We start from the raw sequence: 25,338 nt of genomic DNA on the forward strand, positions 1-25,338 counted from the left end.
GAGGATCTGCAGATGAAGCCCTATCTGATCTCGCTTGCCGCCGGTCTGCTGGTCGGCATCGTCTACAGCCTCCTCGGCGTGAAATCCCCGGCGCCGCCCACGATCGCGCTGATCGGCCTGCTCGGCATCCTTGTCGGCGAGCAGGTAGTGCCGGTGGCGAAGCGGCTGTTCGCCGGCCACGACGTCGTTGCGTACCTCCGCACCGACTCCGCCGAGCAGATCCTCGGCGTGTCGGCCAAGAAGCCCGACGACCAGGCATGAGCCAATCTAAGCCCCTCCCCTTCAGGGGAGGGGTTGAGGGTGGGGCATGACGGATGCGCCAGCCCCGTGTTCACAGATCCCCCCCACCCCAACCCCTCCCCTGAAGGGGAGGGGCTTGAAGAAGGAAATTCGATGGCCGATCTGATCCTCGTCAACGCCCAGGTGACGACGCTCGACCGGGAGAACCCGGTGGCCGAGGCGATCGCGATCCGCGACGGCAAGTTTCTCGCGGTCGGCAGCGAAGCCGAGGTCCGCGCCGCCGCGGCGCCGGGCGCGCAGGTGATCGACGCGCATCGCCGCCGGGTGATCCCGGGGCTGATCGACAGCCACATGCACATCATCCGCGGCGGCCTGAACTATAATATGGAGCTGCGCTGGGACGGCGTGCCGAGCCTGGCCGACGCAATGGCGATGCTCAAGCGCCAGGTCGACAACACGCCCGCGCCGCAATGGGTGCGCGTGGTCGGTGGCTTCACCGAGCACCAGTTTGCCGAAAAGCGCCTGCCGACGATCGACGAGCTCAACGCGGTCGCCCCCGACACGCCCGTTTTCATTCTCCACCTCTATGATCGCGCGCTGCTCAATGCCGCGGCGCTGCGGGTGGTGGGCTATACCAAGGACACGCCGAACCCGCCGGGCGGCGAGATCGTCCGCGATGCCGCGGGCAATCCCACCGGCCTGCTGCTCGCGCAGCCCAACGCGACGATTCTCTATTCGACGCTTGCCAAGGGCCCCAAGCTGCCGGAGGAGTATCAGCTGAATTCCACCCGGCACTTCATGCGCGAAGTGAACGGCCTGGGCGTCACCGGCGTGATCGACGCGGGCGGCGGCTTCCAGAACTATCCCGATGATTACGCGATCATCGAGAAGCTCCACGCCGACGGCCAGCTGACCGTGCGGATCAGCTACAATCTGTTCACCCAGAAGCCCAAGGAAGAGCTGGCCGATTTCGCCGGCTGGGTGAAGCAGGTGACGCCGGGGCAGGGCGACGACAGCTATCGCCACAATGGCGCGGGCGAGATGCTCGTCTATTCGGCCGCCGACTTCGAGGATTTCCGCGTCGCCCGGCCGGACATGCCGCCGAACATGGAAGGCGATCTCGAGCCGGTGATCCGCCTGCTGGCCGAGCATCGCTGGCCGTGGCGTCTCCACGCGACCTATGACGAGACGATCGGCCGCGCGCTCGACGTCTACGAGAAGGTCCACCGCGACATCCCGCTGACCGGCATAAATTGGTTCTTTGACCATGCCGAGACGATCAGCGACCGCAACATCGATCGCATTGCGGCGCTGGGCGGCGGCATCGCCGTGCAGCACCGCATGGCCTATCAGGGCGAGTATTTCGTCGAGCGCTACGGCGCCAAGGCTGCCGAGCGCACCCCGCCGATCGCCAAGATGCTCGCCGCCGGCCTGCCGGTGGGTGCGGGTACAGATGCGACCCGGGTGGCGAGCTATAACCCGTGGATGTCGCTCAGCTGGCTGGTGACCGGCCGCACGGTGGGCGGGCTCAAGCTCTATCCGGGCGCCAACCGCGTCAGCCGCGAAAAGGCGCTGGCGATGTGGACGCACGAGAACACCTGGTTCTCGAACGAGGTGGGCAAGAAGGGCCAGATCAAGGCGGGCCAGCTCGCCGATCTGGCGGTGCTCTCCGCCGACTATTTCTCGGTGCCCGAGGACCAGATCGTCCATATCCGCTCGGTGCTGACGCTGCTCGGCGGGCAGGTGGTGCATGGCGACGGCGACTATGCCCCGCTTGCGCCTGCGCTGCCGCGGCCGATGCCCGACTGGTCGCCGGTCGCCACCTTCGGCGGCTATCATCAGTCGCCCGAGACCCGCACCCAGCTTGCCTCGGCCTGCGCCTGCCACAGCAACTGCTCGGTCCATGGCCATGACCATGCCGCCGCACTCGGTGCGCAGGTGCCCGCCGCCGATGTCCAGAGCTTCTGGGGCGCGCTCGGCTGCGGCTGCTGGGCGGTGTGATGGCTAGTCCGGCCCTCTCCACTCGCGTTCCCCTCCCGATTGCGGGAGGGGCTGCACCGCCTCAGCGCTTCTTCCACGTCATTCCCTCCCCCGACCCCTCCCGCACGCGGGAGGGGAGCGATAGCCTCAGGAGTTTCGCCATGCGCCTCTTCCTCCTCGCCTCCGCCCTCCTCGTCGCCACGCCGGCGCCCGCCCAGCAGACCGCCGATTATTCGGTCGGCCCCCAGTACGACACCACCCATGTCTATGTGCCGGAAGACCAGTTCGACAGCTTCGTCACCAGCTTCCAGGCGACCTTCGGGGGCACGACCAGCAAGCAGGGCGTGTTCCAGGTCACGCCCACCACCAGCCTCACCAAGTCGCAGCTGGTGCTCACGCCCGCCGGCACCGTCTCGGTATTCGGGTTCAAGACGCCGATCCCGTTCCCCTTCGGCGACGAGCGCACCGGCTATCTGGTGACCGACATCGACGCCGCGGTGAAGGCCGCGGTGCAGCACGGCGCCGTCCGCCGGCTGGTGACCTTCCCCGATCCGATCGGCCGCGATTCGCTGATCCAGTGGCCGGGCGGGGTGAACATGCAGATCTACTGGCACACCACCAAGCCGAGCTACACGCCGCTGGAAACGGTGCCCGAGAACCGTATCTACCTCACCGAGGACGTCGCCGATCGCTTCGTGAAGAGCTGGGTCGGCTATGCGAAGGGCAAGGTCACCGCCGATGACCGCGGCGCGCCCGGCGCCGAGGTGGGCGAGCCCGGCAAGACGATCCGCCGGATCTCGATCACCAGCGGCTATGGCAAGATGGTGGTGTTCGTCACCGATGGCGTGCTGCCCTGGCCCTATGGCCGCGACATGACCGGCTATGCCGTGCCCGATCTCGACGCGACGCTCGCCAAGGCCAAGGCCGCTGGTGTCGAGACGCTGGTGCAGCCCACTGCCGCAGCCGGCGGCCGCGCGGCAATCGTGCGCTTCCCCGGCGGCTATATCGCCGAGATCCACAGCCCCGCGACCAAGTGACCATGGCGACACCCGACCCGCGCTTCGTCGACGCCATTCTCGACTGGCGGCCGACCTGGTTTCTCGCCCGACTGCTGCTCGTCGGCGCCTATCTACTCGGCGGACTGGTGAAGCTCACCGACTGGCAGGGCGCGGTGGCGGAGCAGGCGCATTTCGGCATGCACCCGCCCGCGCTCTGGGCGGCGCTGACCATTGCGGTGGAGCTGGTCGGGCCGGTGCTGATCCTCACCGGGCGCTGGATCTGGCTGGGGGCGGGGATGCTGGGGGTGTTCACCCTGCTCGCCGCCTTCACCGCCAATGCTTTCTGGACGATGCCGCCAGGCCCGGAGCGGTTCGGCGCGACCAACGCCTTCTTCGAGCATCTCGGCCTGATCGGCGGCTTCGTCCTGGCGGCGCTGGTCGCGGAGCAGGCGAAGCGACGTGGCTAGCCTCGCCGCGGCGGTGGTGCTGGTGGCGCCCGCCGCGCCGGTTCCGACGTCTCCTCCGGCGTTCCCCTCCCGCTTGCGGGAGGGGCTAGGGGAGGGGCTGGAGCCTAGCAGCGCTTCTACCACGTCAGTCCCTCCCCCGCCCCCTCCCGCAAGCGGGAGGGGAGCGCAAGTGGCGGCGCGGGGACAAGTCTCCCCCATCCACGAACCCTGGCAGGCGCCGACGCTCAGCATCACCCGCTATGACGAGGACTGGTCCGATCTTGCCGACGCCGAGAAGCGCGCGCACCACTGGACGGGCCCGTTCAAATACATCCCTCTTGGCGGCGATGCATGGCTCTCCACCGGCATCGAAGTCCGGTTGCGGAGCGAATCCTTCGCCAACAACGCCCTGGGCAACGCGGCCTCGCCCGACGACGCCTATCTCTGGACCCGCGCGCTGCCCTATGCCGATCTCCATATCGGCCGCGTCCGCGCCTTCGCCCAGCCGATCCTCGCCTATGCCGCGGGCGTCCACCCGGCCGCGAGCCCGGTCGACCAGACCCGCACCGACCTGCTCCAGGGCTTTGCCGAGCTCGATCTCGGCGCGGTCACCATGCGCGGGGGGCGCCAGATGCTGTCGCTGGGCACCGAGCGGCTGATCGGCACCCGCTACGGCCCCAATGTGCCGCTGGCGTTCGACGGCGTGCGCGGGATCGTGGCGGTGGGCCAGGCCAGGATCAGCCTGCTCGCCGTAGCACCGGTGGCACCCCGGCTCGGCACCTTCGACGATCGCACCTCGCCGACCAAGAAGCTCTGGGGCGCCTATGCGGTGCTGCCGGGGCTCGACCTCTATTATCTCGGCTATCGTAACCGCACCGCGACGTTCGGTGACCGCACCGGCCGCGAGCTGCGCCACAGCTTTGGCGCCCGCGTCTATGGCGCGCGCGACAACTGGCACTGGAATGTCGAGGGCGTCGCCCAGTTCGGCCGCTTCGCCGACGGGCCGATCGCTGCCTGGACGCTGGGCACCGAGCTCGGCCGCAAGCTGCCCTATCTGCCCTTTGCGCCGGACGCGGTGCTGCGGTTCAACGTCATCAGCGGCGACGGCCACGGCGGGGATCGCCGGCTCGGCACGTTCAACGCGCTGTTCCCCAAGGGCAAATATTTCGGCGAGCTGTCGCCGGTGGGGCCCTACAACCTGGTCAACCTCAACCCGCGCATCGCCGGAACGATGGGTGGCGGCGTCTCCGCCAGCATCGCCGGCATCGCCTATTGGCGCTACGCCACCGCAGACGGCGTGTACGACATCCCCGGCAACCTGCTCCGCGCGCCGGGCACCAGCCGTGCGCGCTTCATCGGCAAGCAGATCGAAGGCGCGATCGCCTGGCAGGCGACCGCCGAACTCGAGCTTTCCGCCTCGCTTTCCTTTTTCCAGGCCGGGCGCTTTCTGCGCGAGACCGGTGCGCCCCGCCCGATCCGGATGATCGGCCTGGAAAGCAACTTCCGATTCTGAGGACCTCCGCCATGGCCGACCCCAAGACCGCCGCTTCCCCGCTTCCGCCGCTGCTCCTGCTCCTCTCGGTCACCACGGGCCTCGTCGACGCGGTGAGCGTGCTCGGCCTCGGCAAGGTGTTCACTGCAAACATGACCGGCAATATCGTCTTCCTCGGCTTCGCCGCCGCGGGCACCCCGGGCTTCGCCATCGCGCCCTATATCGTGGCGCTGGCATCCTTCCTGGTCGGTGCGCTGGTCGCGGGCAAGCTTGGGACGCACCTCGCGGGACAGCCGCTGCGGCGCTGGCTGGTGCTGGCGGCGGTGACCGAAGCAGTGATGTTCGGCATGGCCGCTGGTGTCGATGTCTGGGCGCGCGCGATGGGCATATTGCCCGAGACCTGCGTGTTCGCGATCATCGCCCTGACCGCGATCGCAATGGGCTTCCGCAACGCCACCATCCGCCAGCTCAAGGTGCCGGACCTTACCACCACCGTGCTCACGCTGACGCTCACCGGCATCGCTGCCGATTCGCACCTTGCGGGCGGCCGCAACCCCAATATCGGCCGGCGGCTTGCAGCCGTGGTCGCGATCCTGCTCGGCGCCTTCCTGGGGGCCGTGCTGGTCAACCGCTACGGCCTGGCGATCCCGCTGCTGGTGGCAGGACTTACCGTGCTGGTCGGCACGCTGGCCTGCGTCCGCCACCCGATCGCTGCCGAGCCGCTGCGCCCATGATAGCCCGCACCCCTTTGACAGGCTCGCGATCGCTCCCTATCGGCCAGCCATGACGCTCCAGCACACCGACTCCATCCTGATCGTCGATTTCGGCAGCCAGGTGACCCAGCTGATCGCACGCCGCGTTCGCGAAGCCGGGGTCTATTCCGAGATCGCGCCCTTCACCACCGCCGCCGAGGCCTTTGCCCGGATGCAGCCCAAGGGCGTGATCCTCTCGGGCTCGCCCGCCTCGGTGCTGGACGACGGCAGCCCGCGCGTGCCGCAGGTGATCTTCGACAGCGGTCTGCCGGTGCTCGGCATCTGCTATGGCGAGCAGGTGATGATGCACCAGCTCGGTGGCCAGGTGGTACAGGGCGACAGCGGCGAGTTCGGTCGCGCCTTCATCGAGATCGCCGATGGCTGCGCGCTGTTCGAGGGGCTGTGGCAGACCGGCGAGACGCACCAGGTGTGGATGAGCCATGGCGACAAGGTGGCGGCACTTGCCCCCGGCTTCCGCCCGGTCGCGGCCAGCCCTGGCGCCCCCTATGCGGTGATCGCCAATGACGAGCGCCGCTATTATGCGATGCAGTTCCATCCGGAAGTGGTCCACACGCCGGACGGCGCCAAGCTGCTGGCGAACTTCGTACGCCATGTCTGCGGCCTGTCGGGCGACTGGACCATGGCCGAGTTCCGCGCCGCCAAGATCGCCGAGATCCGCGCGCAGGTGGGCGACGGCAAGGTGATCTGCGGCCTGTCCGGCGGCGTCGATTCCGCCGTGGCAGCGGTGCTGATCCACGAGGCGATCGGCGACCAGCTGACCTGCGTGTTCGTCGACCATGGCCTGATGCGGGCAGGGGAGGCCGATCAGGTCGTCACCATGTTCCGCGAACATTACCACATCCCGCTCGTCCATGTGGACGCGGAAGAGCTGTTCCTCGGGGGTCTGGCCGGCGTCACCGACCCCGAGGCGAAGCGCAAGTTCATCGGCAAGACCTTCATCGACGTGTTCGAGGCCGAGGCGAAGAAGATCGGCGGCGCCAATTTCCTGGCGCAGGGCACGCTCTACCCCGACGTGATCGAGAGCGTGAGCTTCACCGGCGGCCCGTCGGTGACGATCAAGAGCCACCACAATGTCGGCGGCCTGCCCGCACGCATGAACATGCAGCTGGTCGAGCCGCTGCGCGAGCTGTTCAAGGACGAAGTCCGCGCGCTCGGCCGCGAGCTGGGCCTGCCCGACGTGTTCGTCGGCCGTCACCCGTTCCCCGGGCCGGGCCTCGCGATCCGCATTCCGGGCGAAGTCACCAAGGAACGCTGCGACATCCTGCGCAAGGCGGACGCGATCTACCTCGAGGAGATCCGTAACGCCGGGCTCTACGACACGATCTGGCAAGCCTTCGCGGTGCTTACCCCGGTGCGCAGCGTCGGCGTGATGGGCGACGGGCGGACCTATGACAGCGTGCTGGCGCTGCGCGCGGTCACCTCGATCGACGGCATGACCGCCGAGGCCTTCGAATTCCCCGGCGGCTTCCTGCCGCGGGTGGCGACGCGTATCGTCAACGAGGTGCGCGGCGTGAACCGGGTGACCTACGACTATACCAGCAAGCCGCCCGGCACGATCGAGTGGGAATGATCCTGCGTTCGGCACGAGCCGGCATCGAGAGGCAATAAGACACGGAAAAGCCCGCAGAAATGCTGGCTTTTTTGCGTTTGGGCCATGTCGTGTCGGGCACTGTCTGGCAGCGGCAAGCACGTCGTTTGAATGGCACGATCGACGATATGCGAACCGCGGAGAGGGTGGCGAGGGGAGGGATGCGAAGAGCGCTCCGACGCCGAAGCGTCGGAGCTAGTCGATCGCGAACCGCTATCGTGGTTCTCAGAAGTTCCCGCGCAGGATGAACGAGAATCGCCGATCGTTGACGAAATAGGATCGCGGCGCGGTGGCCGTGGATCCGTTGATATAGGCCTGCTCGGTCTTCACGACCTGGTTGGCAAGGTTGACACCCTGCACACCGATCTTGACGTATTTGTTGATGCTGTAGAACGCCGAGGCATCGAGCTGCCCGCCCGCCGACTGGTAGATCGAGGTGTACGGGAAGATCACGTCTGCCGCGGTTAGCAGATATTTGGAACGCCAATTATAGGCCGCGCGCAGCGAGACCGGGCCCTTTTCGTAGAACAGGGTGGCGTTGAAGTTGTGCTTCGACAGGCCTTCCAGCGGCAGGTTGCCCGGCGTGATGTTGGAAGTTCCCGACGGCGCGCCACCGTTGAGGAAGGAGTTGGGCAAGCCCGAGCTGTCGATATACGAATAGTTCAGGTTGGTGCCCAGACCGCTCAACACCCCCGGCAGGAAGTCGAAGGTCTGCTGATAGGCAACTTCGGCGCCCTTGATCTTGCCATAGCCGTCATAATTGGCCGGGCCGCGGACGATAACGTCTTGCGTCACGCCGCCGCCGGTGACTGCGCGGGTGGTCAGCGACTGGTAGAAGAAGTTGTGGATCGACTTGTAGAACACGTCGACCGACAGCTGCCCCACGGGACCGAAATACCATTCCATCGTGGCATCGAACTGCCACGCAGTCGCCGGCTTCAGATAGGGATTGCCCGCCGTTGCGGTGAGCGCGCCGCTCGCGGAGTCGAAGCCGACGGAGAGGAAGTTGCGAATATTCGCCAGGTCCGGACGCGTCATCACCTTGGAGGCGGCGAGGCGGAGGATCAGGTTGTTGGTCAGGCCGAACTTGACGTTGGCGCTGGGCAGCCAATAGCCATAGTTCACGCGCGCGACCTCCGCGGTGGTGACACCGGTGGAGAAGTTGCGCAGCGCGTTGTAGCCCGTCTCGCCGAGGCGGCACAGCGCGCTTACCGTGGTGCCCGTGCTGGAGCAGGTCGCGGCGAAGCTGTCCTGCGTGCCGGTCTGCTGCTGGGTCGGCGCACCGATCGAGCCCGCCGAGGTGAGATCGCTGACGACATAGCGCAGGCCGATATTGCCGCTGACCCGGACGTTGCCGAACACGGGGCCCGGCGACTGGAAGTTTAGCTGCGCATAGACGTTCTTGTCCTGCTGCGTGACGTTCTGGATTTCCGACGGCAGATACGGCGTGCCGGCGACGACACCGCCGCGCGACGCCAGCGGCGACCAGGGCGTGGAACTCGCGCCGTTCGCCTGCCACTGCTGGCCGATCTTCTGGAAATAGGCGGCCGACTGGTTGTACCCGTCGATCAGATCGCCGGTATAGTAATAGCCGCCGATCGGACCCTTGGTGTCCCCGCGGAAGAAGTTGGGGAAGCTGTAGAAGGCGGTCTGCTGCGGCGACTGCGCGAACGACACCGGCGTACCAGCCCAAACCTCGCTCAGCGCACCCCAGTTATAGGTGCTGTAGCGGACGTCCGACGCACGATCCGCATAGCGGGCGCCGAACTTCAGGTGGGTGAGGAAGCTGTCTTCGCCGAACTTGTAGTCGAAGTCCGCCTTGAAGGCATATTCACGGCCTTCGCTCTGCTCCAGATGGTCCATCGCCGCGCGCCAGAACTGGTTCTGCGGGTTCTGGAAATATTGCGCGTCGCTCTGCCCCGCCAGCGCCGGGTTGGAGGTGCCCAGCACCGTCGGCTTGTGCGGGGTCACGACCGGCAGGTTGCCGGTGAGATCGAGCTCCGAATCCGCGAAGGTCGAGCCGAACACCGCGAAGTCGGTGTTGTTGTGCTTGGCCTTGGTATAGTCGGCATCGAGATTGACCGAGAGGCGATCGCTGAGTTCGGTCTTCAGGTTGAGGCCGTAATCCCAGACGGTGTTCTCGTCGAGCACCTGACGCCGCGACAGCGACTGCTGGGTGCCGCCGGTGGGCACGTAGCAGGGCTGGATGGTGCCGTCGCCGGCGCACCGGCTGCCGCCGCCATTGCCGGGCGCGGTGATGTAGCCCGACTGGAACAGGCCCGAGGAATCGAACTTGTAGTTGGTCGTGGCGCCGACCGCACACTGGGCGCGGGTGGTGCCGCCCGGGCCGTTGCCGTTGGGCGCGCAGCCGAGCGGATAGGTGTTGTATTCCGACAGGTCCGGCGCGGTTTCGAAGGTATGTTCGCCCCAGGCGTTGGTGGTGTGGGTGCGCAGGAACTGTGCGGTCAGGATCGTGCGGTTGTCGCGGCTCTGCCACTGCGCCGCAACGGCGACACCGTCGCGCTTGCGGTCATAGTCCTGGCTGCGGAACTGGCCGCCGATGGGGGCATAGCGCACGCCTGCGGGATCGAGCAGCCCGTCCGCCCCCGGCGTGCTGGCGGTGCCGCAAGCCGAACCGCCCGCGGGCAGCGTCGTGCTGTCGCCGGTGCCGGGCAGCGGGTTGCGGCAGACCAGGTTGGTGGTCGAGTTGGCGGCGATCGCCTGCTGGTTGTCGCGCGTCTGGAAGTTGGTGACCTGGATGCCGTCCGCTCGGCTGCGGATGCGCGAATAGGACACGTCGCCGAGCAGGCCCAGCGTACCGATGCCGGTCTCCCAGGTGTTGCTGATCAGCAGCGAAGCGGTCGGCGACCACTTCTTCTCCATGTCGCCATAATTGGCCTCGATATCGGCACCGACGTGCAGGCCCTTGTTGTCGAAGGGCTTGCGCGTGTTGAGGTTGACCGTGCCGGCCAGGCCGCCCTCGATCATCTCTGCCGTCGCGTTCTTGTAGACTTCGACCGAGCCGAGCAGTTCGGCGGGCACGTCGGCGAAGTTGATCGCCTGGCCCCCGATGCCGGCGGAGAAGGTGTCGCGCCCGTTGAATTCCGAGCGGACGAAGTTCAGGCCGCGGACGTTCACGCCCGAGCCTTCTACCGAGAAATGGTCCGGATCGTTGGTGCCGGCGAAGCGGCTGATCGTCACGCCCGGCACGCGCTGCAGCGCCTCGGTGACCGAGCGGTCCGGCAGCGCCCCGATGTCGCTGGCGGTGATCGCGTCGACCACGGTGTCGGCATTGCGCTTGATGTTCTGCGCATTGGCAAGGCTCGCGCGGATGCCGGTGACGACGATCTCGTTGCCCTGGTCGGCAGGCACGCTGTCGGCCGGCGCCTGCTGGTCCGGCGTCGCGGTCTGCGCATGGGCGGTACCCATCATGCCCGCGACGCAGAGCGCGGTGACCGAGGCCCCGCGCAGGAAAGATCCGATCTTGTTGATATCGCGCATCCGCGCATGCGACGTGTTTCGCATAATCCCCTCCTCAGAAAGCGTGTGACTCGTTGGCCACGACAAGGTTGTCAGGAAGGTAGATCAGATCATGGTAACGTTGACAATGCGAGCGCTACCATTGGCAGAAACGTTTTCGAAAGCACTGTAGCCGTTTTGCAACGGTAGCGCGGTCACGCCCAAGGAAGCGTTTGACATCCTGCGGGGCATTGCTGGTACCCCTGCCGCCTACGAGAGAGGATGCAGCGATGACCGGGCGACAGAGTCTACGGGTTGTGATCGTCGGAGGGGGAACGTCGGGCTGGATGGCCGCGGCTGCCATTGCGCGTTTGTTGCCAGCACGTTGCAGTCTGCACCTCATAGAGTCCGAGGCGATCGGCGTGATCGGCGTCGGCGAAGCGACGCTGCCGCACATCCGCAGCTTCGTGGAAAAGCTCGGCATTCGCGAAGCCGATTTCATGGCCTGGACGCGCGGTACGTTCAAATTGGGTATCGAATTTCGCGACTGGGGCAAGATCGGCGACAGCTATGTCCATCCCTTCGGCACGTTCGGGCGCGGCAAGGGGGAGGTGGACTTCCACCATTACTGGACCCGGCTGCGGTGTGCGGGGGCGGAGGTGCCGCCGCTCGAAGCCTTTTCCTATGCCTGCATGCTCGCGCGTGCCAACCGCTTCGAGGTACCGGCGGCCGATCCCGCGCAGCTCGCCTCCACCTATGGCTATGCCTATCAGTTCGATGCGCTGCTATTCGCGCCCTATCTGCGCAGCATCGCCGAGGGGCTGGGGGCGATCCGCAGCGAGGGCAAGGTGGTCGAGGTGCTGCGCGACGGCGCGAGCGGCGACATCACCGCCGTCCACCTGGACGATGGCCAAGTAATCGAAGGCGACCTGTTCATCGATTGCTCGGGCTTCCGCTCGCTGCTGCTCGGCGAGGCGCTGGAGGAACCGTTCGAGGACTGGAACCACTGGCTGCCCGCCGACCGCGCCGTGGCGATGCCGTGCCGAACCGAAACCTCGGTCACGCCCTATACCAGCGCGATCGCCATGCCGGCCGGGTGGCGCTGGCGCATTCCGCTACAGCACCGCACCGGCAACGGCTATGTCTTCGCCAGCGCCTTCACCTCGGACGATGCGGCGGCCCAGGCGCTGACCCAGGCGGTGGAGGGCGCGCCGCTCGCCGATCCGCGCTTCCTGCGCTTCCGGGCCGGGCGGCGCCGGCGCAGCTGGGTGAACAACTGCGTGGCGATCGGGCTGGCCAGCGGCTTTCTGGAGCCGCTCGAATCGACCAGCATCTATCTGGTCCAGCAGGCGATCACCGCGCTGATCGAGCTGTTCCCGGAAGCCACGATCTCGCCGGTGGACCGGGACGAGTTCAACCGCCTGATCGATCTCGAATATGATCGCATCCGCGACTTCCTGATCCTCCACTATCATGCGACCACGCGATCGGATTCGGACTTCTGGCACTATGTCCGCACCATGGAAGTGCCCGACAGCCTGGCCGAGAAGATCGAGCTGTTCCGCCGCGCGGGGCGGGTGGTGAAGTATCGCGAAGGGGTGTTCCTGGATGCGAGCTGGATCGCCGTCTATGTCGGCCAGGGGATCGTTCCGGAAGGCTATGACCCGCGCGCGGACCTGCCGGACGCCGACAGCCTGATGCGCGGCATGCAGGCGCTGCGGGCGGAAATCGACGCCACCGTCGCGCAGGTCCCCGAGCATCTGCGCTATATCGACCAATATTGCGCGATGGCGGCGGCGGCATGAGCTTGCGCCGTATTCTCGTCGTCGGCGGGGGCATGGTAGGGTGGTCGGCCGCCGCCGCGCTCAAGCGCCGCCTCCCGCAGCTGGACATCACGATCGTGCCGGTCGCGCCGCCCGCCGATGCGCTGGCGGACCGCATCGCCAGCACGCTGCCCTCGATCCTCGGCTTCCACGGCGACTTGGGCATCGGGCTCGGCGATGCGGTGTTGCGCACCGGCAGCCACTATCGCCTCGGCACCCTGTTTCGCGGCTGGGTGGAGGGCGCCCCGGACTATGTGCATGCCTATGGCCGGGCGGGCATGCCGATCGGCGGCGCGCCTTTTTCTGCGATATGGGCACGCGCTGCCGCCTCGGGTGTCGCTCCGCCATTCGATACGCTGTCGGCGGCCGCCATGATGGGGCGGACGGGCCGGTTCGTCACGCCGCAGGCCGAGGGCCTCCTTGCCGAGCACAGCTTCGGCCTCACGCTCGACATCCCGCGCTACACCGCGATGCTGATGGCGTTCGCCCGCCACGTGGGCGTGCAGGGCCATCTCGGCGAGGTGGCGCAGGTCGAGCAGGACGCGCGGGGCGACATCGCGGCCGTGGTCCTGGACGACGGTACTCGTCTCACGGCCGATCTTTACTGCGATTGCACCGGCCCTGCCGCCCGCCTGCACGGGGCGATGGCGGTGCCCCGCGAGGATTGGCAGGCGTGGCTGCCCTGCGACCGGATCGTGCTGGAAGAGGTTGCCGGCGACGACGAAGCAGCGCCGATGGAGCAGGTCACCGCGACCGGCCATGGCTGGCGCTGGGTGGGCGCCCGCCAGCGCGGCACCGTCTTCTGCGCCGCGTCGGGGGCGCCGGACGAAGGCGCGGTTGCCTTCCGCTCGGGTGCCACGCTGGAGCCCTGGCGCGGGAACGTCGTCGCAATCGGCGATGCCGCCGTCGGCGTGGAGCCGCTCGAGTGGAGCAATCTCCATCTCGCGCACAGCGCCATCGACCGGCTGATAGCGATGCTGCCCGCCGGTCGGCCCCATCCGCTGGAGGCCGCCGAATATAACCGGCAGGCGCTCGCCGAGGCGCGGCGCGTGCGCGACTTCCTGGTGCTCCATTACGCCACCGCCCGGCGCGATACGCCGTTCTGGCAGGCGCGGGCGCAGACCGGGCTGCCGGAATCGCTCGCGCATACGCTGCGCCTGTTTCGCGAGCGCGGCCGCCTGCCCTATTATGAGGAGGAGACCTTCGACCGCGATAGCTGGCTGGCCGTGCTGTTCGGCCAGCAGGTGCTGCCCCGCCGTATCGATCCGCTGACCGATGCAGTGCCGCCCGCCGAAGCGGCAGCCGCGCTGGCGTCGCTGCGGCACAGCATCGCCCAGGCGGTGGAGCCGGTCCCCACCGCCGCACGATTCCGTGCCCTGCAGCTGGAGCGCCTCCATGCACGCGCATAGCATCCGCGAGGTGGTGATCGTCGGCGGCGGCACGGCCGGGTGGATGGCGGCCGCAGCCTTCTCGCGCTTCCTTGACAATGGCTATACCCGCATCACCCTGGTCGAGTCCGACGAGATCGGCACGGTGGGGGTGGGCGAAGCGACGATCCCGCCGATCCTGCGCTTCAACCAGATGATCGGGCTTGCCGAGAACCAGTTCCTCGCGGAGGCCGGCGGCACCTTCAAGCTGGGCATCGAGTTCGTCGACTGGGGTGCGCTCGGCGACCGCTATTTCCATCCCTTCGGCAATTACGGCCAGGATCTGGAAGGGGTGCCGTTCCACCAGCTCTATCTGCGCGAGCGGGCACACCAGCCGATGTCGGAGATCGCCGCCTGGTCGATGAGTGCGGTGGCCGCTGCAGCCGGCCGGTTCGGGCGTCCCTCCGCCACGGCGCAGTCCCCAATCCGCGAGCTGTTCTACGCCTTCCACTTCGACGCAGGCCTGTACGCGCAGCTCCTGCGCAGGCTGGCGGAATCGCGCGGGGTTACCCGCATCGAGGGAAAGGTCGTCAGCGTGGCGCAGCGGGCGGAAGACGGGTTCGTCCAATCGGTGACGCTCGCCGACGGGCGCACCGTCACGGGCGACCTGTTCATCGATTGCTCGGGCTTTCGGGGGCTGCTGATCGAGGAGACGCTGGGCACCGGCTACGAGGATTGGCGGCACTGGCTGCCCTGCGACCGTGCGATCGCGGCGCCTTGCGCCGCAGTGGGAGAGCCCACGCCCTTTACCCGCTCCACCGCGCGCGCGGCGGGCTGGCAGTGGCGCATTCCGCTGCAGCACCGGATTGGCAACGGCCTGGTCTATTGCAGCGACGATCTGGACGACGACGCTGCCGAGCGGCAACTCCTGGACGCGCTGGAATCGCCGGCTCTGGCCGAGCCGCGCCGCCTGCGCTTCACCACCGGGCGGCGGCGTGCGCTCTGGTCGCACAACGTCGTGGCGCTTGGCCTTGCGGGCGGCTTTCTCGAGCCGCTCGAGTCGACGAGCATTCATCTGATCCAGAGCGGCATCGCGCGCCTGCTCGCGCTGTTTCCCGACAAGCGGTGCGATCCGATCGAGCGGGAGGAATATAACCGGCAGATGGTGGCGCTGTACGATGATGTGCGCGATTTCATCATTCTCCACTACAAGCTGACCAACCGCGACGACTCTCCCTTCTGGAACCGCTGTCGCACGATGGACGTGCCGGACAGCCTGGCGCACCGGCTCGCACTGTTCGGCCAAAAGGGACGGATCTTCCGCGAAGCTTCCGAACTTTTCTCGAGCTCCAGCTGGGTTTCCGTCTGCCTGGGCCAGAATCTCGTCCCCCAGGACATCGACCCCATGGTCGACGCGCTGGACCGCGATCGCGTTGCCGCGGCAATGGAGCAACTCCGCCGCGGTTATCAGGGAACCGCGTCGCAGATGCCGACGCACGGCGCTTTCTTGTCCCGGTGCCTGGAAGGGGTGCGGCAGGCCCCTTCTTGATAGACGCGGTTTGGGCGCCCTGCCGTACGCCGGCCTCGCTCCTGCGACAGGCGCCAGCCCTACCGGCCCCAACGATCGACGGGCGAGAAGCTCGCAGCGGTTGGTTGGCATATGGGACGCCGCTCGCTTTTGGCCGTTGTTGGAAAGAGTGCCGACATTTCTGGGTCGCCGTGATGGGCGCCATTCCGGTGGGGAATTTGGATACGGGCACTTGAGACGATCGGTCCTGTCCAGGCACGCCTTCATCGCCAGCTGTCCGTGGCGGCAGACGCGGACGCATCCGAATTACGCGAGCCTCAGCTCTGATCTGGCCACTCTCTCAGGGCGAGGGGGCCGCCGGGTTTCGTGCCATCTAACACCGCTTGACAGCCTTCGGAGCAAGTTGTACCTATCGGTACAACATAGTGATTGAAGGACGAAGCCGATCGAACCGGCGCGCTCCCGCCACACCGTTCCAGCCTCCAAGGCGCTTTCTGCGTCCGCGAGGGCTTCTGTGATGAAGAAAGGACACCCGATGTCTCGTCCCCCTTTGCCCCCATTCACCCAAGAAACCGCCGTCCAAAAGGTCCGCCTCGCCGAGGACGGCTGGAACACGCGCGATGCCGCGAAGGTCGCGCTCGCCTACACGCTCGACACCCGGTGGCGTAACCGGGTGGAGTTTGCCAATAATCGCGAGGAAGCGCAGGCGTTCCTCGCGCGCAAATGGAACAGCGAACACGAATATCGGCTCATCAAGGAGCTCTGGGCCTTCACTGGCAATCGTATCGCGGTGCGCTACGCCTATGAGTATCGGGACGATAACGGCCAATGGTTCCGTGCCTATGGCAACGAGAACTGGTTGTTCGCCGAGGATGGCCTGATGTCGAACCGCTATGCTTGCATCAACGAGATGCCGATCGCCGAACCGGATCGCAAATTCCACTGGCCGCTCGGCCGCCGCCCGGACGGTCATCCCTCGCTCAGCGACCTCGGGCTATGACCGGCAAGCGCGTCCTCACCACCCGCGAGAACGCATTGCCTGCTCTGGCAGAAGCGTTTCGCGAATATGGCTTCGAGGGCGCGAGCCTGGCGGTACTGTCGAAGGCGACCGGCCTTGGCAAAGGCAGCCTCTATAACTTCTTCCCGGGCGGGAAGGAGGAGATGATGGAAGCAGTGCTTGCCGAAATCGATCGCTGGTTCGCCGATACCATCTTCGCATCGCTGGTGCAGGCCGAGGATCCGGCGGCGGCGGTTACGGCGATGTTCGACGAGGTGACGGCCTATTTTCGCTCCGGGCGGAGGGTCTGCCTTGTCGGCGCGCTCGGCCTCAACGTCGGCGGCGGCGCGTTCGCGGCGACGATCAATGGCTATTTCAGCCGCTGGATCGCGGCACTGGCCCGTTGTCTCGAGGTGGCGAACGTCCCTCCCGCCTCGGCGGCGGTGCTGGCCGAGGAGGCGGTGTCCGGCATCCAGGGCGCGATCGTCTTGGCGCGGGCGCTGGGCGAGCACGGCACCTTCAATCGCATCGTCGACCGCCAGCGTGCCAGCTTGCTGGCTGCCATCCGCGACGGCGCAACCCCCTGAATGTCGGGGGGATGACACCTTCGGCATCAACCTGAGTGTATCCTATGGCGCAGACCTATCTCCATCAGATGTTCGGCCCCGGCTCGCGTGCGCTGCAGGCGGCAGCCGGATCACGTACCTCCTATGCGCGCATGGAAAGCCAGGCCGGCGCGCTCGACGTGCTGACCGCAAGGGAGCTCGATTTCATCGCGGCACGCGACAGCTTCTATATCGCGAGCGTGAGCGAAGGTGGCTGGCCCTATGTTCAGCACCGGGGCGGCCCCGCCGGCTTTCTGCATCACATCGCCGATAACCGGCTCGCCTTCGTCGACTTTCAAGGGAATCGTCAGTATCTCTCGACGGCGAACCTGGCTGCGGACGATCGCGTCTCCCTGTTTCTGATCGACTATCCCGCACGGCGCCGGCTCAAATTGATCGGCCACGCACGGACAAGCGAAGATCCGGCGGAAATCGCCGCGCTGACGCCTGCGGGATATAACGCGGTGCCGGAGCGTCTTTTCCTGATCGATATCGTCGGCTTCGACTGGAATTGTCCCCAGCATATCACCCCGCGCTTCACCGAGGCGGAGATTGCTGCAGCCCATCAACCCCTTATCGACGAGCTCGCACGACTGCGCGCGCGGATATCGGAACTGGAAGGAGCACGTCCATGACCGGCAGGCTGACCTGTGGCGTTCACCATGTGGGGCTCACCGTTCCCGATCTCGACGAGGCGCGCGAATTCTTTTGCGATGTCCTCGGTTTCGACGTCGTCGGCGGTGCGCCCGACTATCCGGCGGTCTTCGTGTCCGATGGGAACGCGCTGATCACCTTGTGGCGCGCGGGCGACCCCGCGACGGCGCGCACCTTCGATCGTCGCGCCAATATCGGCCTCCATCATCTTTCGCTCGCGGTCGCCGACGAGGATGCGCTTGCGGCGGCGTGGCGTAAGCTTAGCACCCACCCCGGCGTCACCGTTGATGTGGCGCCCCAGCCGATCCAATCTGGAGCAGCCGCCCGCCACTTCCTCGTCTTCATCCCGGGCGGAATCAGGTTGGAGTTCGCGACCGCGCGCACGTGAGAGGATATCAGCCTGGAGCACGCCGCTGTCCCGCGCAAAGGAGAAATATGCTGTTAGTTCGTACCGTCCTGGTCAGCGCAGCCGCAGTGACCTTGGGCGCGGCGACGCCGCCCCATCAGATCGCCGCCCGTGCAAGTGCGAAGCGGATGCCCCTTGTGCCCTTGAGCGACGCGGACGAGCAGTCGACGCAGGAGACAGGCTGCACGTTTACCTTCGCCGGGGCAGGCCACGACTATCTCCAGCTTGTCGGCAGCGAACTCATGCTCCGCGATTCGCAGGGTTTGCGCTCGTGCCGGTTGAACGCGACAGAGGGCGAGGAGCTGGAGACGGGAAAGGGCACCGCTTCCTGTTCGGGGTACCGTCTGCACATTCGGGCTACCGGCCGCTCCACATCGAATGCAGCGACAGATAGCAACAGCGGTCGCGCGGTGCTTACGGTGGACCGGGGCGGCGCTGTCACCAGCATGCGTGGCATTTGGGGAGTCGCTTGCTGAGCCCGACGTGCCATCTTGCAAGACGGAAATTGTGTCCGAAGGCCATGTGTGATCCCATTTCATCCGCATCGGGTGCGGTTCACGATCGTTCGCGCGCCCGCTAAGGAGGTTCGGATGCGTATGTCTTGTCTCACAGCCATGGTCGGGGTCGCGCTCGGCATGGCGCCGGTCGGCCGCCTGCAGGCACAGGACCTGCCTTCCGACGAACAGCTCCAAAGGGCATTTGGCGCGACCTACAATCGCTTAGGTCTTGTCGAATATTGCGTCGCCAAAGGCTTCGCGAACGCCGGCGATGTGGCGAACGCGCGAAGGATCGTCGCTGCGACCTTGAGCGGAATGACGGCCACGCCCGCCGCGCTTGCGCAGCAAGAGGTCGGCCGGCGCGGCACCATCGTTGGACCGCAGGTTATCGGGTTGATGAACCCGGCGGATCCTGCGCATCCCGAGGCGGTCGGCGAGGGCCAGACGGTATCGCTCGCCGAAAATGCTCGGGCACAAAAGCTGTCGGAGCGCACGCTCTGCAAGCAGATGACCGAACAAGCATCAGCTGCCGTGGGAGCTGCCGAATAAGACGGTAGCAACGTCGCTATCGATCCGGCTCGGCGGCCGGTTCGATTGTGGCCGCCGGATTTCATGCGTCGATCACGGGCTCCCGGGATGGGCCACGTGGGGGCTCGATGTCCAGAAGCTGCCAAACTGCTCGGACCCCGGCATGGCGTTTTCCGTGGCGCCGCTTGCCGCCTTTTAATCCACGAGCGGACCGTGTGCGAGCTGCGGCAGCACGTGCCGCGCGAACAGGTCCGCTTCGGCGGCATGCGGGTAGCCGGAGAGGATGAACGCCTCGATCCCGAGCGCGCGATAGGCCTCCAGCTTGGCGAGCACCTGGTCGGGATCACCGACGATCGCCGCGCCGCAGCCCGAGCGGGCGCGGCCGATGCCGGTCCATAGATTGTCCTCGACATAGCCGTCGCCGGCCGAGGCCTCGCGCAGTTCGGCCTGGCGGCGGACCCCAGCGGATTGCGCATCGAGCGAGCGGGCGCGGATCGCTTCCCCTTGCGCGGCGTCGAGGTGCGAGAGCAGCCGGTCGGCGGCGGTGCGCGCCTCCGCCTCGGTTTCGCGCACGACGACATGGACGCGGTAGCCGAAGCGCAGCGTGCGGCCGCGCTTCGCGGCGCGAGCGCGGAGGTCGTGCAGCGTGGCGGCGACGGCATCCATCCGGTCGGGCCACATCAGATAAACGTCGGCACCCTGGGCGGCGGCCTCGCGGGCATCTTCGGACATGCCGCCGAAATAGAGCTGCGGCGCGCGGCCAGAGACGGTGGTGATCCGCGGCGGCTCCACCTTGAGCTGCCAGAACTCGCCCTGGTGATCGAGGGCCTCGCCGTTCAGCAGCGTCTTCAGGATGTGCATCGCCTCTACCGTGCGGCGGTAGCGCGGCGCTGAGGCGAGCGTCTCGCCCGGCAGGTCCGAGGAGATGATGTTGACCGTCAGGCGCCCGCCGAGGATCCGGTCGATCGTCGCGATCTGGCGGGCGAGCTGGGGCGGCCAGCTCTCGCCGACGCGCACCGCCATCAGCAGCCGGATGCGACGGACCAAAGTCGCGATCGCGGCGGCGAAGGCGGTGGTGTCGATGCCTAGCGCATAGCCCGAGGGCAGCAGGATGTTGTCGAACCCGGCGCTTTCCGCCGCCAGCACGATGTCGCGGCAATGCTCCCAGCTGGACAGCAGGCGCGGGTCCGGCTGGCCGAGAAACTCGTAATCATCGTCGCACAATGCGGAAAACCAGCTCACTTCGCAGGGGGGAAGTTGTTCTTGCTTGCCGGATGCGTCGGTGTGGGGATGGGTGGTCATCGTTCAAAGCCTCTGGAGAAGAGTATGGCGTCGCGAATTCGGTATGGTCTGGTCGGGTGCGGGATGATGGGGGTGGAGCATATCCGCAATCTCGCGATCACGCCCGGGGCGGAGCTGGTGGCGATCGCCGATCCGGTCGAGGCCTCGCTTGGCTGGGCACGCGATGCGCTGGGCGGCAAGGCGCAGGACGTGACCGCCTACCGCGATGCCGAGGCGCTGGCCAAGCATGACGGGCTCGACGCGGTGATCGTCGCGAGCCCGAACTTCACCCATCGCGATACTGTGGCGCCGCTGTTCGATGCCGGCCTCCACATCCTCTGCGAGAAGCCGCTGGCGACGACGATCGAGGATGCCCGCTGGATCGCCGAGCGCGCCGCGCGCCACTCGGCCGTGTTCTGGACGGCGATGGAATATCGCTACATGCCCCCGGTCGCCGCGCTGATCGCGGGCGTCCATGGCGGCGAGATCGGCCGGCTGCGCATGCTGGCGATGCGCGAGCACCGCTTCCCCTTCCTGGTGAAGGTGGGCGACTGGAACCGCTTCGCCCGCAATACTGGCGGCACGATGGTCGAGAAATGCTGCCATTTCTTCGACCTGATGCGCTTCATCGTCCGCAGCGAACCGGTACGCGTCTATTGCTCGGGCGCGCAGGACGTGAACCATCTCGATGAACGCTATGACGGCGCCACCCCGGATATTGTCGACAACAGCTTCACCACCGTGGACTTCGCCGACGGCACCCGCGCGCTGCTCGACCTGTGCATGTTCGCCGAAGGGGCCGAGGAGCAGGAGGAGATTGTCGCGACCGGCGCTATCGCCCGGCTCGACGTGAGCATCCCGGGCAGCGTCCTCACCCGGTCGCCGCGCACCGGCTTCGGCAATCCCAAGGCGCCCGAGAAGCGGACGATCGCCGTCGATCCGGCGGCGCTGGCGGCGGGGTCGCACCATGGCTCGACCTTCTACCAGCATCAGGCCTTCGCCCGTGCGGTGCGGGGGGAGGGGCCGGTGGAGGTCACCGCCGAGGACGGGCTGAAGGCCGTTGCCATCGGCATGGCGGCGGAGATCTCTTTGCGCGAGCACCGGGTGGTCGACATGGCCGAGCTGCTGGGTCAGCCCGCGTCCGCATAGGCGGTGCGCGGGAGGATCCAGCGCACCAGCAGCGCACCGGCAAGGTAGGAGAAGGCGGCGATCCAGAACATCGGCGCATAGCCATGGCCATTGTCGAGCGACCAGCCGGCGAGCTCGAGAATGGCCATGCCGGCCAGGTTGCCGGCAAAGGCGCCGATGCCGATCACCGATCCGACGCGGTTGGCGGGGATGATGTCGGTCGCCAGCCCGAACACGTTGGTCGAGAAGCCCTGGTGGGCGAACAGCGCGAGGCCGAGCAGCAACGCGGCCACCCAGGGATTGCTCGCCACCAGCACCAGCGGGATCGGCAGCACGAGCAGCGCATAGCCGAGCAGCGTCGCGTGCCGCACCTTCTCTGGCGCCCAGCCGCGGGCGAGCAGCCAGCCCGGCACCCAGCCGCCGCTGATCGCGCCCAGCGCGGCGAGGCTGTAGGCAAGCGCCACCGGCAGCCCCAGCGCGCCTTGTTCGAGCCCGAACTGGCGGTGGAACAGGTCCGGGGTCCAGAACAGCAGGAACCACCAGACCTGATCGCTCAGCACCTTGGCGACGGCGATGGCGAGCGTGCGCCGGTCGCGCAGCAGGTGCAGCCACGGCACTTCGGAGCGAGGGCCTCGCACGCTCGCGGCGGCGGGCACGTAGCGCATCCACACCGCGACCCAGACGAGGCCGAGCCCGCCCGCGATCAGGAAGCTGCCCTTCCAGCCGACCACCAGCGCCAGGGCGGGGATCAGCAGCGGCGTAAGGATCGCGCCGAAATTGGGGGCGGTGTTGCCGATGCCGAGTGCGCGGGAGCGCTCGGCGGGCGGGAAGAAGGTTGCGGCGGACTTCACCGCCGCCGGGGTGCCGATCGACTCCGCCGCGCCCAGCACCGCTCGCGCGGCGACGAACTGGGTGACGGTGGTGGCGAAGGCATGTGCCATGCCGGCGATGCTCCACACGGCCACGCCCAGCGCGAAGCCGCGTCGCAGCCCCACCCGGTCGAGGAACCAGCCCGTGCCCAGAAAGGCCAGCGCCGCGGCGAACTGGAAGGCCGAGGCCATGTGCGCATAGTCGCGGTCGGACCAGTGGAACTCGCGCTGCAGCATGGGCTTGAGCAGCGCGAGGATCTGCCGGTCGACATAGTTGAGCATCACCGCGCCGAACACGAGCGCGAGGATCGCCCAGCGACCCTGCGCTCCCGCGGTGGTGTCAGTAGCGGATTCGCGCATTCAGGCCGACATAGCGATCATTGTCACGGGGCACGTAACGGACGACGCCCGCGGTGGTGCCATAGACCAGATAGTTGGAATAATGCTGGTCGAGGATGTTCTTCACCAGTGCGCGCAGCTCCCAGCGCTCGCCGCCGATCAGCGCGATGCTGGCGTTCCAAAGGCCATAGGCCGGCTGGATCGTGTCCGGGTTCTGGGTGATCGCATATTGCGTCTTGCTCTTGTAGCTCGCGTCGGTCTGCAGCTCGACGGCGAGTCCGTCGGTGACCGGCAGCTTCCACGCTGCGCCACCGCTCAGCTTCCAGTCGGGGGCGAAGGGCAGGGCGCCGCCGTCGATGGAGGTGCAGCTGGTTGCCGCCGGGCAGTTGAAGTGGCGGATGCGCGCATCGGTGCGCGCCACCGCGAAGTTGAGCGTCAGCCGGTCGGTCGGCCGCGCGTTCAGATCGGCCTCGACGCCCTTGGTCCGTACTCGGCCCGCGTTGATCAGCCGGGTGACGATCGCACCCAGGTAGGTGTCGGTATAATTGGCCTGGAAACCGTCATAGTTGGTGAGATAGGCGGCAATCCCGCCGCTCACCCGCCCGTCGAACAGGCTGCCCTTGAGGCCGACTTCGTAGCTGGTCGAGGTTTCGGGCGCGAGCGGCTGGGTGTCGAACGCCTGCATGTTGAAGAAGACGTTGTACGCTGGCCCCTTATAGCCGCGCGAGAAAGTGAAATAGGTGTTGGCGTTGCGCGCCAGCTTGTACTGCACGCCGGCGCGTGCGCTGTAGTCCACCCGATCGGTCTTGCCGCTGCTGGCGAAGCTGGGGCGGATGCCCGCGACGCCCGTCGCCGTGTCCGAGACCCGGCGGTGGAAATAGGTCAGCGAATCGTGGATCAGCCGGCCGCCCGCGATGAAGGTCAGCGCATCGGTGGCGTGGAGGTTGGCCTCGCCGAACAGCGCGTGATTCTGGGATCGGATGCCGTAGTTCGCTTCGCCTGCGTTGGTCACCGGCGCACCGCCGACCAGCTGGGTGACGCTGCGCCGGTAGCGCTCGTCGGTATCGGCCGAGAGGAGATAGGCGCCGACGACATAGTCGATCAGCCCGCCCTGCGGCGAGGCGAGGCGGACCTCCTGCGAGAACTGGTCGAAGTCGACCGTGCCGTCGTCGCGGCCCTGCGGGAAGCCGGTGGCAAGGATCGCGCGCGCGTCCCAATCCGGCGTCTGGTGGTTCTTCCACTCGCGATAGGCGGTGATCGAGGTGAGCGTGTAGCCGCCGCCCAGCCGCCAATCGAGCGTGATCGAGCCGCCATAGTTGCGGTCGCGCACCTCGGCGTCGAAATTGGTGTTCACCTGCTTGTTGTTCGCCCCCGGCGCGATGCCTTCCTGCGTCAGCAGGCCGGCAAGAGTCGCGTTCGGCGTCACCACGCCCGTCGGGTAGGCGACCCGGCTGGAGCTGACATAAACGCCCTGCGGGGTATCGTCGCGATTGTAGAGATAGTCGCCGGCAAGGGTAATCGTCACATCGTCATTGGGCCTGGCGACGATCTTGCCGCGCACGCCCCAGCGGTCATAGCCGTTGACCCAGTTGCGGGTGCCGACATTGTAGACGTTGCCGCGATAGGCGGCGTAGAGCCCGCTCAGCGTATAGCCGATATTGCTGGTGATCGGGCCCGAGACCGTGCCCTTGATGCGTCCCTCGCCGCCTTCGTAATAGCCGCCTTCGAGCGATCCGGTCTGGGTCTTGGTCGGGCCCTTGGTGACGAGGTTGATCACGCCCGCTGAGGCGTTCTTGCCGAACAGCGTGCCCTGCGGCCCGCGCAGCACCTCAAGATGGTCGAGATCGAGCAGGTCGAGCGTCGCCTGGCCGGGGCGGACCAGCACCACGCCGTCGATCACCGTCGAGACCGAGCTCTCCACGCCCGGCGAGGTGGTGATCGTGCCGACGCCGCGGATGAATACGGTGCGGTCCTTGTTCGACTGGCCGGTGCGGAAATCCACCGTCGGGATGACGGTCGAGAGGTCCTGCAGCGTGTTGAGGTTGCGCGAGGCGGCGATATCGCCGTTCACGACCGACACGGCGATCGGGACGTCCTGCAGGTTCTCGTTGCGGAAGCGCGCGGTGACGACGATGTCGCCCGATCCATCCTTTGCGGTCGCTTCGACGTCCTGCGCCTGCGCCAGCGCCGGTTGCGCGACCCCTGCGAGAAGCCCCGCAACCACCCAGCCGTACATACGCCCCATCCCATCCTCCTACAATGTTGCGGGCGTTGGTAATTCCCAGCCCGAGACTAGGAGAATAAGCTTTGCTTGGGCGCGGCCAAGCAGGCCTTTTCCGG

21 protein-coding genes are annotated in these 25,338 nt (G+C 67.0%); 17 read left to right on the forward strand and 4 right to left on the reverse strand.

All coding sequences use genetic code 11. The annotated features are described in order from the left end of the window. The first annotated feature begins 12 nt into the window (after nt 1-12). The 7 genes from RT655_RS13035 to guaA all read left to right on the forward strand — a co-directional run bounded on the left by RT655_RS13035 (nt 13) and on the right by guaA (nt 7,499). The gene (locus RT655_RS13035; RefSeq protein WP_313537447.1) at nt 13-261 is read left to right on the forward strand and encodes a XapX domain-containing protein; all 249 of its coding nucleotides are present in this window, start codon (nt 13-15) and stop codon (nt 259-261) included. Nucleotides 262-393: 132 nt separating this feature from the next. Beyond that, nucleotides 394-2,241 (forward strand): amidohydrolase, encoded by a 1,848-nt coding sequence (locus RT655_RS13040; protein ID WP_313537448.1) that lies wholly within the window; start codon nt 394-396, stop codon nt 2,239-2,241. A gap of 140 nt (nt 2,242-2,381) precedes the next feature. Further along, complete coding sequence (locus tag RT655_RS13045) at nt 2,382-3,257, forward strand: glyoxalase (RefSeq protein ID WP_313537449.1); 876 nt, start codon at nt 2,382-2,384, stop codon at nt 3,255-3,257. A gap of 2 nt (nt 3,258-3,259) precedes the next feature. Continuing rightward, entirely contained in the window at nt 3,260-3,685 is a 426-nt protein-coding gene (locus tag RT655_RS13050; RefSeq protein WP_313537451.1) for a DoxX family protein, read from the forward strand. 169 nt (nt 3,686-3,854) lie between these two features. Next, a complete protein-coding gene (locus RT655_RS13055; RefSeq protein ID WP_313537453.1) occupies nt 3,855-5,177 on the forward strand; it encodes an alginate export family protein in 1,323 nt (440 codons plus the stop codon). Nucleotides 5,178-5,188: 11 nt separating this feature from the next. After that, nucleotides 5,189-5,890, forward strand: a complete 702-nt coding sequence (locus RT655_RS13060; RefSeq protein WP_313537456.1) for a YoaK family protein — start codon at nt 5,189-5,191, stop codon at nt 5,888-5,890. A gap of 49 nt (nt 5,891-5,939) precedes the next feature. Beyond that, nucleotides 5,940-7,499, forward strand: a complete 1,560-nt coding sequence (guaA, locus tag RT655_RS13065; RefSeq protein ID WP_313537458.1) for a glutamine-hydrolyzing GMP synthase — start codon at nt 5,940-5,942, stop codon at nt 7,497-7,499. A gap of 243 nt (nt 7,500-7,742) precedes the next feature. Here the strand turns inward: guaA and RT655_RS13070 are convergent, their stop codons facing one another. After that, entirely contained in the window at nt 7,743-11,042 is a 3,300-nt protein-coding gene (locus RT655_RS13070) for a TonB-dependent receptor (protein WP_313537460.1), read from the reverse strand. 224 nt (nt 11,043-11,266) lie between these two features. Here RT655_RS13070 and RT655_RS13075 point away from each other — a divergent pair, with 224 nt between their 5' ends. The 9 genes from RT655_RS13075 (at nt 11,267) to RT655_RS13115 (ending at nt 19,402) form a co-directional block, all read left to right on the forward strand. Beyond that, the gene (locus tag RT655_RS13075; RefSeq protein WP_313537462.1) at nt 11,267-12,781 is read left to right on the forward strand and encodes a tryptophan halogenase family protein; all 1,515 of its coding nucleotides are present in this window, start codon (nt 11,267-11,269) and stop codon (nt 12,779-12,781) included. After that, nucleotides 12,778-14,208, forward strand: a complete 1,431-nt coding sequence (locus RT655_RS13080) for a tryptophan 7-halogenase (RefSeq protein WP_313537464.1) — start codon at nt 12,778-12,780, stop codon at nt 14,206-14,208. The genes RT655_RS13075 and RT655_RS13080 overlap by 4 nt, the downstream gene beginning before the upstream one ends. Then, nucleotides 14,195-15,715: a tryptophan halogenase family protein gene (locus RT655_RS13085; RefSeq protein WP_313537466.1), complete on the forward strand. Its 1,521-nt coding sequence runs from the start codon at nt 14,195-14,197 to the stop codon at nt 15,713-15,715. Before RT655_RS13080 ends, RT655_RS13085 begins: the two co-directional genes overlap by 14 nt. A 514-nt stretch (nt 15,716-16,229) precedes the next feature. Beyond that, nucleotides 16,230-16,694 (forward strand): DUF1348 family protein, encoded by a 465-nt coding sequence (locus RT655_RS13090; RefSeq protein WP_313537468.1) that lies wholly within the window; start codon nt 16,230-16,232, stop codon nt 16,692-16,694. Further along, nucleotides 16,691-17,278 carry a TetR/AcrR family transcriptional regulator gene (locus RT655_RS13095; RefSeq protein ID WP_313537470.1) on the forward strand — a complete coding sequence of 196 codons (588 nt, stop codon included), beginning with the start codon at nt 16,691-16,693 and terminating at the stop codon, nt 17,276-17,278. The genes RT655_RS13090 and RT655_RS13095 overlap by 4 nt, the downstream gene beginning before the upstream one ends. 44 nt (nt 17,279-17,322) lie before the next feature. After that, entirely contained in the window at nt 17,323-17,931 is a 609-nt protein-coding gene (locus RT655_RS13100; protein ID WP_313537472.1) for a pyridoxamine 5'-phosphate oxidase family protein, read from the forward strand. After that, nucleotides 17,928-18,338 carry a VOC family protein gene (locus RT655_RS13105; protein WP_313537474.1) on the forward strand — a complete coding sequence of 137 codons (411 nt, stop codon included), beginning with the start codon at nt 17,928-17,930 and terminating at the stop codon, nt 18,336-18,338. Before RT655_RS13100 ends, RT655_RS13105 begins: the two co-directional genes overlap by 4 nt. Before the next feature lie 47 nt (nt 18,339-18,385). Further along, on the forward strand, nt 18,386-18,832 hold the full coding sequence (locus tag RT655_RS13110; RefSeq protein ID WP_313537476.1) for a hypothetical protein: 447 nt from the start codon (nt 18,386-18,388) through the stop codon (nt 18,830-18,832). A gap of 114 nt (nt 18,833-18,946) precedes the next feature. After that, nucleotides 18,947-19,402 (forward strand): hypothetical protein, encoded by a 456-nt coding sequence (locus tag RT655_RS13115; RefSeq protein WP_313537478.1) that lies wholly within the window; start codon nt 18,947-18,949, stop codon nt 19,400-19,402. Between the two features lie 174 nt (nt 19,403-19,576). Here RT655_RS13115 and RT655_RS13120 read toward each other — a convergent pair whose 3' ends face one another. Then, nucleotides 19,577-20,683 carry an LLM class flavin-dependent oxidoreductase gene (locus RT655_RS13120; RefSeq protein ID WP_313537480.1) on the reverse strand — a complete coding sequence of 369 codons (1,107 nt, stop codon included), beginning with the start codon at nt 20,681-20,683 and terminating at the stop codon, nt 19,577-19,579. A 24-nt stretch (nt 20,684-20,707) separates the two neighbouring features. On the opposite strand from RT655_RS13120, the gene RT655_RS13125 reads away from it, so the two are divergent. Next, nucleotides 20,708-21,811: a Gfo/Idh/MocA family oxidoreductase gene (locus RT655_RS13125; protein WP_313537482.1), complete on the forward strand. Its 1,104-nt coding sequence runs from the start codon at nt 20,708-20,710 to the stop codon at nt 21,809-21,811. Here the strand turns inward: RT655_RS13125 and RT655_RS13130 are convergent. Beyond that, nucleotides 21,793-23,019 (reverse strand): MFS transporter, encoded by a 1,227-nt coding sequence (locus RT655_RS13130; RefSeq protein WP_313537484.1) that lies wholly within the window; start codon nt 23,017-23,019, stop codon nt 21,793-21,795. The two genes, RT655_RS13125 and RT655_RS13130, sit on opposite strands and share 19 nt — an antisense overlap. Beyond that, complete coding sequence (locus tag RT655_RS13135) at nt 23,000-25,243, reverse strand: TonB-dependent receptor (RefSeq protein ID WP_313537486.1); 2,244 nt, start codon at nt 25,241-25,243, stop codon at nt 23,000-23,002. Before RT655_RS13135 ends, RT655_RS13130 begins: the two co-directional genes overlap by 20 nt. Between the last annotated feature and the right edge of the window lie 95 nt (nt 25,244-25,338).

Source organism: Sphingomonas sp. (assembly GCF_032114135.1).
In the GTDB taxonomy this organism is placed as follows: domain Bacteria; phylum Pseudomonadota; class Alphaproteobacteria; order Sphingomonadales; family Sphingomonadaceae; genus Sphingomonas.

Coding starts and splice junctions, on each gene's coding strand:
- RT655_RS13035 (WP_313537447.1), top strand. CDS start 13: ATGAAGCCCTATCTGATCTCGCTTGCCGCCGGTCTGCTGGTCGGCATC.
- RT655_RS13100 (WP_313537472.1), top strand. CDS start 17,323: ATGGCGCAGACCTATCTCCATCAGATGTTCGGCCCCGGCTCGCGTGCG.
- RT655_RS13125 (WP_313537482.1), top strand. CDS start 20,708: ATGGCGTCGCGAATTCGGTATGGTCTGGTCGGGTGCGGGATGATGGGG.
- RT655_RS13135 (WP_313537486.1), bottom strand. CDS start 25,243: ATGGGGCGTATGTACGGCTGGGTGGTTGCGGGGCTTCTCGCAGGGGTC.
- RT655_RS13130 (WP_313537484.1), bottom strand. CDS start 23,019: ATGCGCGAATCCGCTACTGACACCACCGCGGGAGCGCAGGGTCGCTGG.
- RT655_RS13110 (WP_313537476.1), top strand. CDS start 18,386: ATGCTGTTAGTTCGTACCGTCCTGGTCAGCGCAGCCGCAGTGACCTTG.
- RT655_RS13080 (WP_313537464.1), top strand. CDS start 12,778: ATGAGCTTGCGCCGTATTCTCGTCGTCGGCGGGGGCATGGTAGGGTGG.
- guaA (WP_313537458.1), top strand. CDS start 5,940: ATGACGCTCCAGCACACCGACTCCATCCTGATCGTCGATTTCGGCAGC.
- RT655_RS13115 (WP_313537478.1), top strand. CDS start 18,947: ATGCGTATGTCTTGTCTCACAGCCATGGTCGGGGTCGCGCTCGGCATG.
- RT655_RS13050 (WP_313537451.1), top strand. CDS start 3,260: ATGGCGACACCCGACCCGCGCTTCGTCGACGCCATTCTCGACTGGCGG.
- RT655_RS13040 (WP_313537448.1), top strand. CDS start 394: ATGGCCGATCTGATCCTCGTCAACGCCCAGGTGACGACGCTCGACCGG.
- RT655_RS13060 (WP_313537456.1), top strand. CDS start 5,189: ATGGCCGACCCCAAGACCGCCGCTTCCCCGCTTCCGCCGCTGCTCCTG.
- RT655_RS13095 (WP_313537470.1), top strand. CDS start 16,691: ATGACCGGCAAGCGCGTCCTCACCACCCGCGAGAACGCATTGCCTGCT.
- RT655_RS13105 (WP_313537474.1), top strand. CDS start 17,928: ATGACCGGCAGGCTGACCTGTGGCGTTCACCATGTGGGGCTCACCGTT.
- RT655_RS13085 (WP_313537466.1), top strand. CDS start 14,195: ATGCACGCGCATAGCATCCGCGAGGTGGTGATCGTCGGCGGCGGCACG.
- RT655_RS13120 (WP_313537480.1), bottom strand. CDS start 20,683: ATGACCACCCATCCCCACACCGACGCATCCGGCAAGCAAGAACAACTT.
- RT655_RS13045 (WP_313537449.1), top strand. CDS start 2,382: ATGCGCCTCTTCCTCCTCGCCTCCGCCCTCCTCGTCGCCACGCCGGCG.
- RT655_RS13070 (WP_313537460.1), bottom strand. CDS start 11,042: ATGCGAAACACGTCGCATGCGCGGATGCGCGATATCAACAAGATCGGA.
- RT655_RS13075 (WP_313537462.1), top strand. CDS start 11,267: ATGACCGGGCGACAGAGTCTACGGGTTGTGATCGTCGGAGGGGGAACG.
- RT655_RS13090 (WP_313537468.1), top strand. CDS start 16,230: ATGTCTCGTCCCCCTTTGCCCCCATTCACCCAAGAAACCGCCGTCCAA.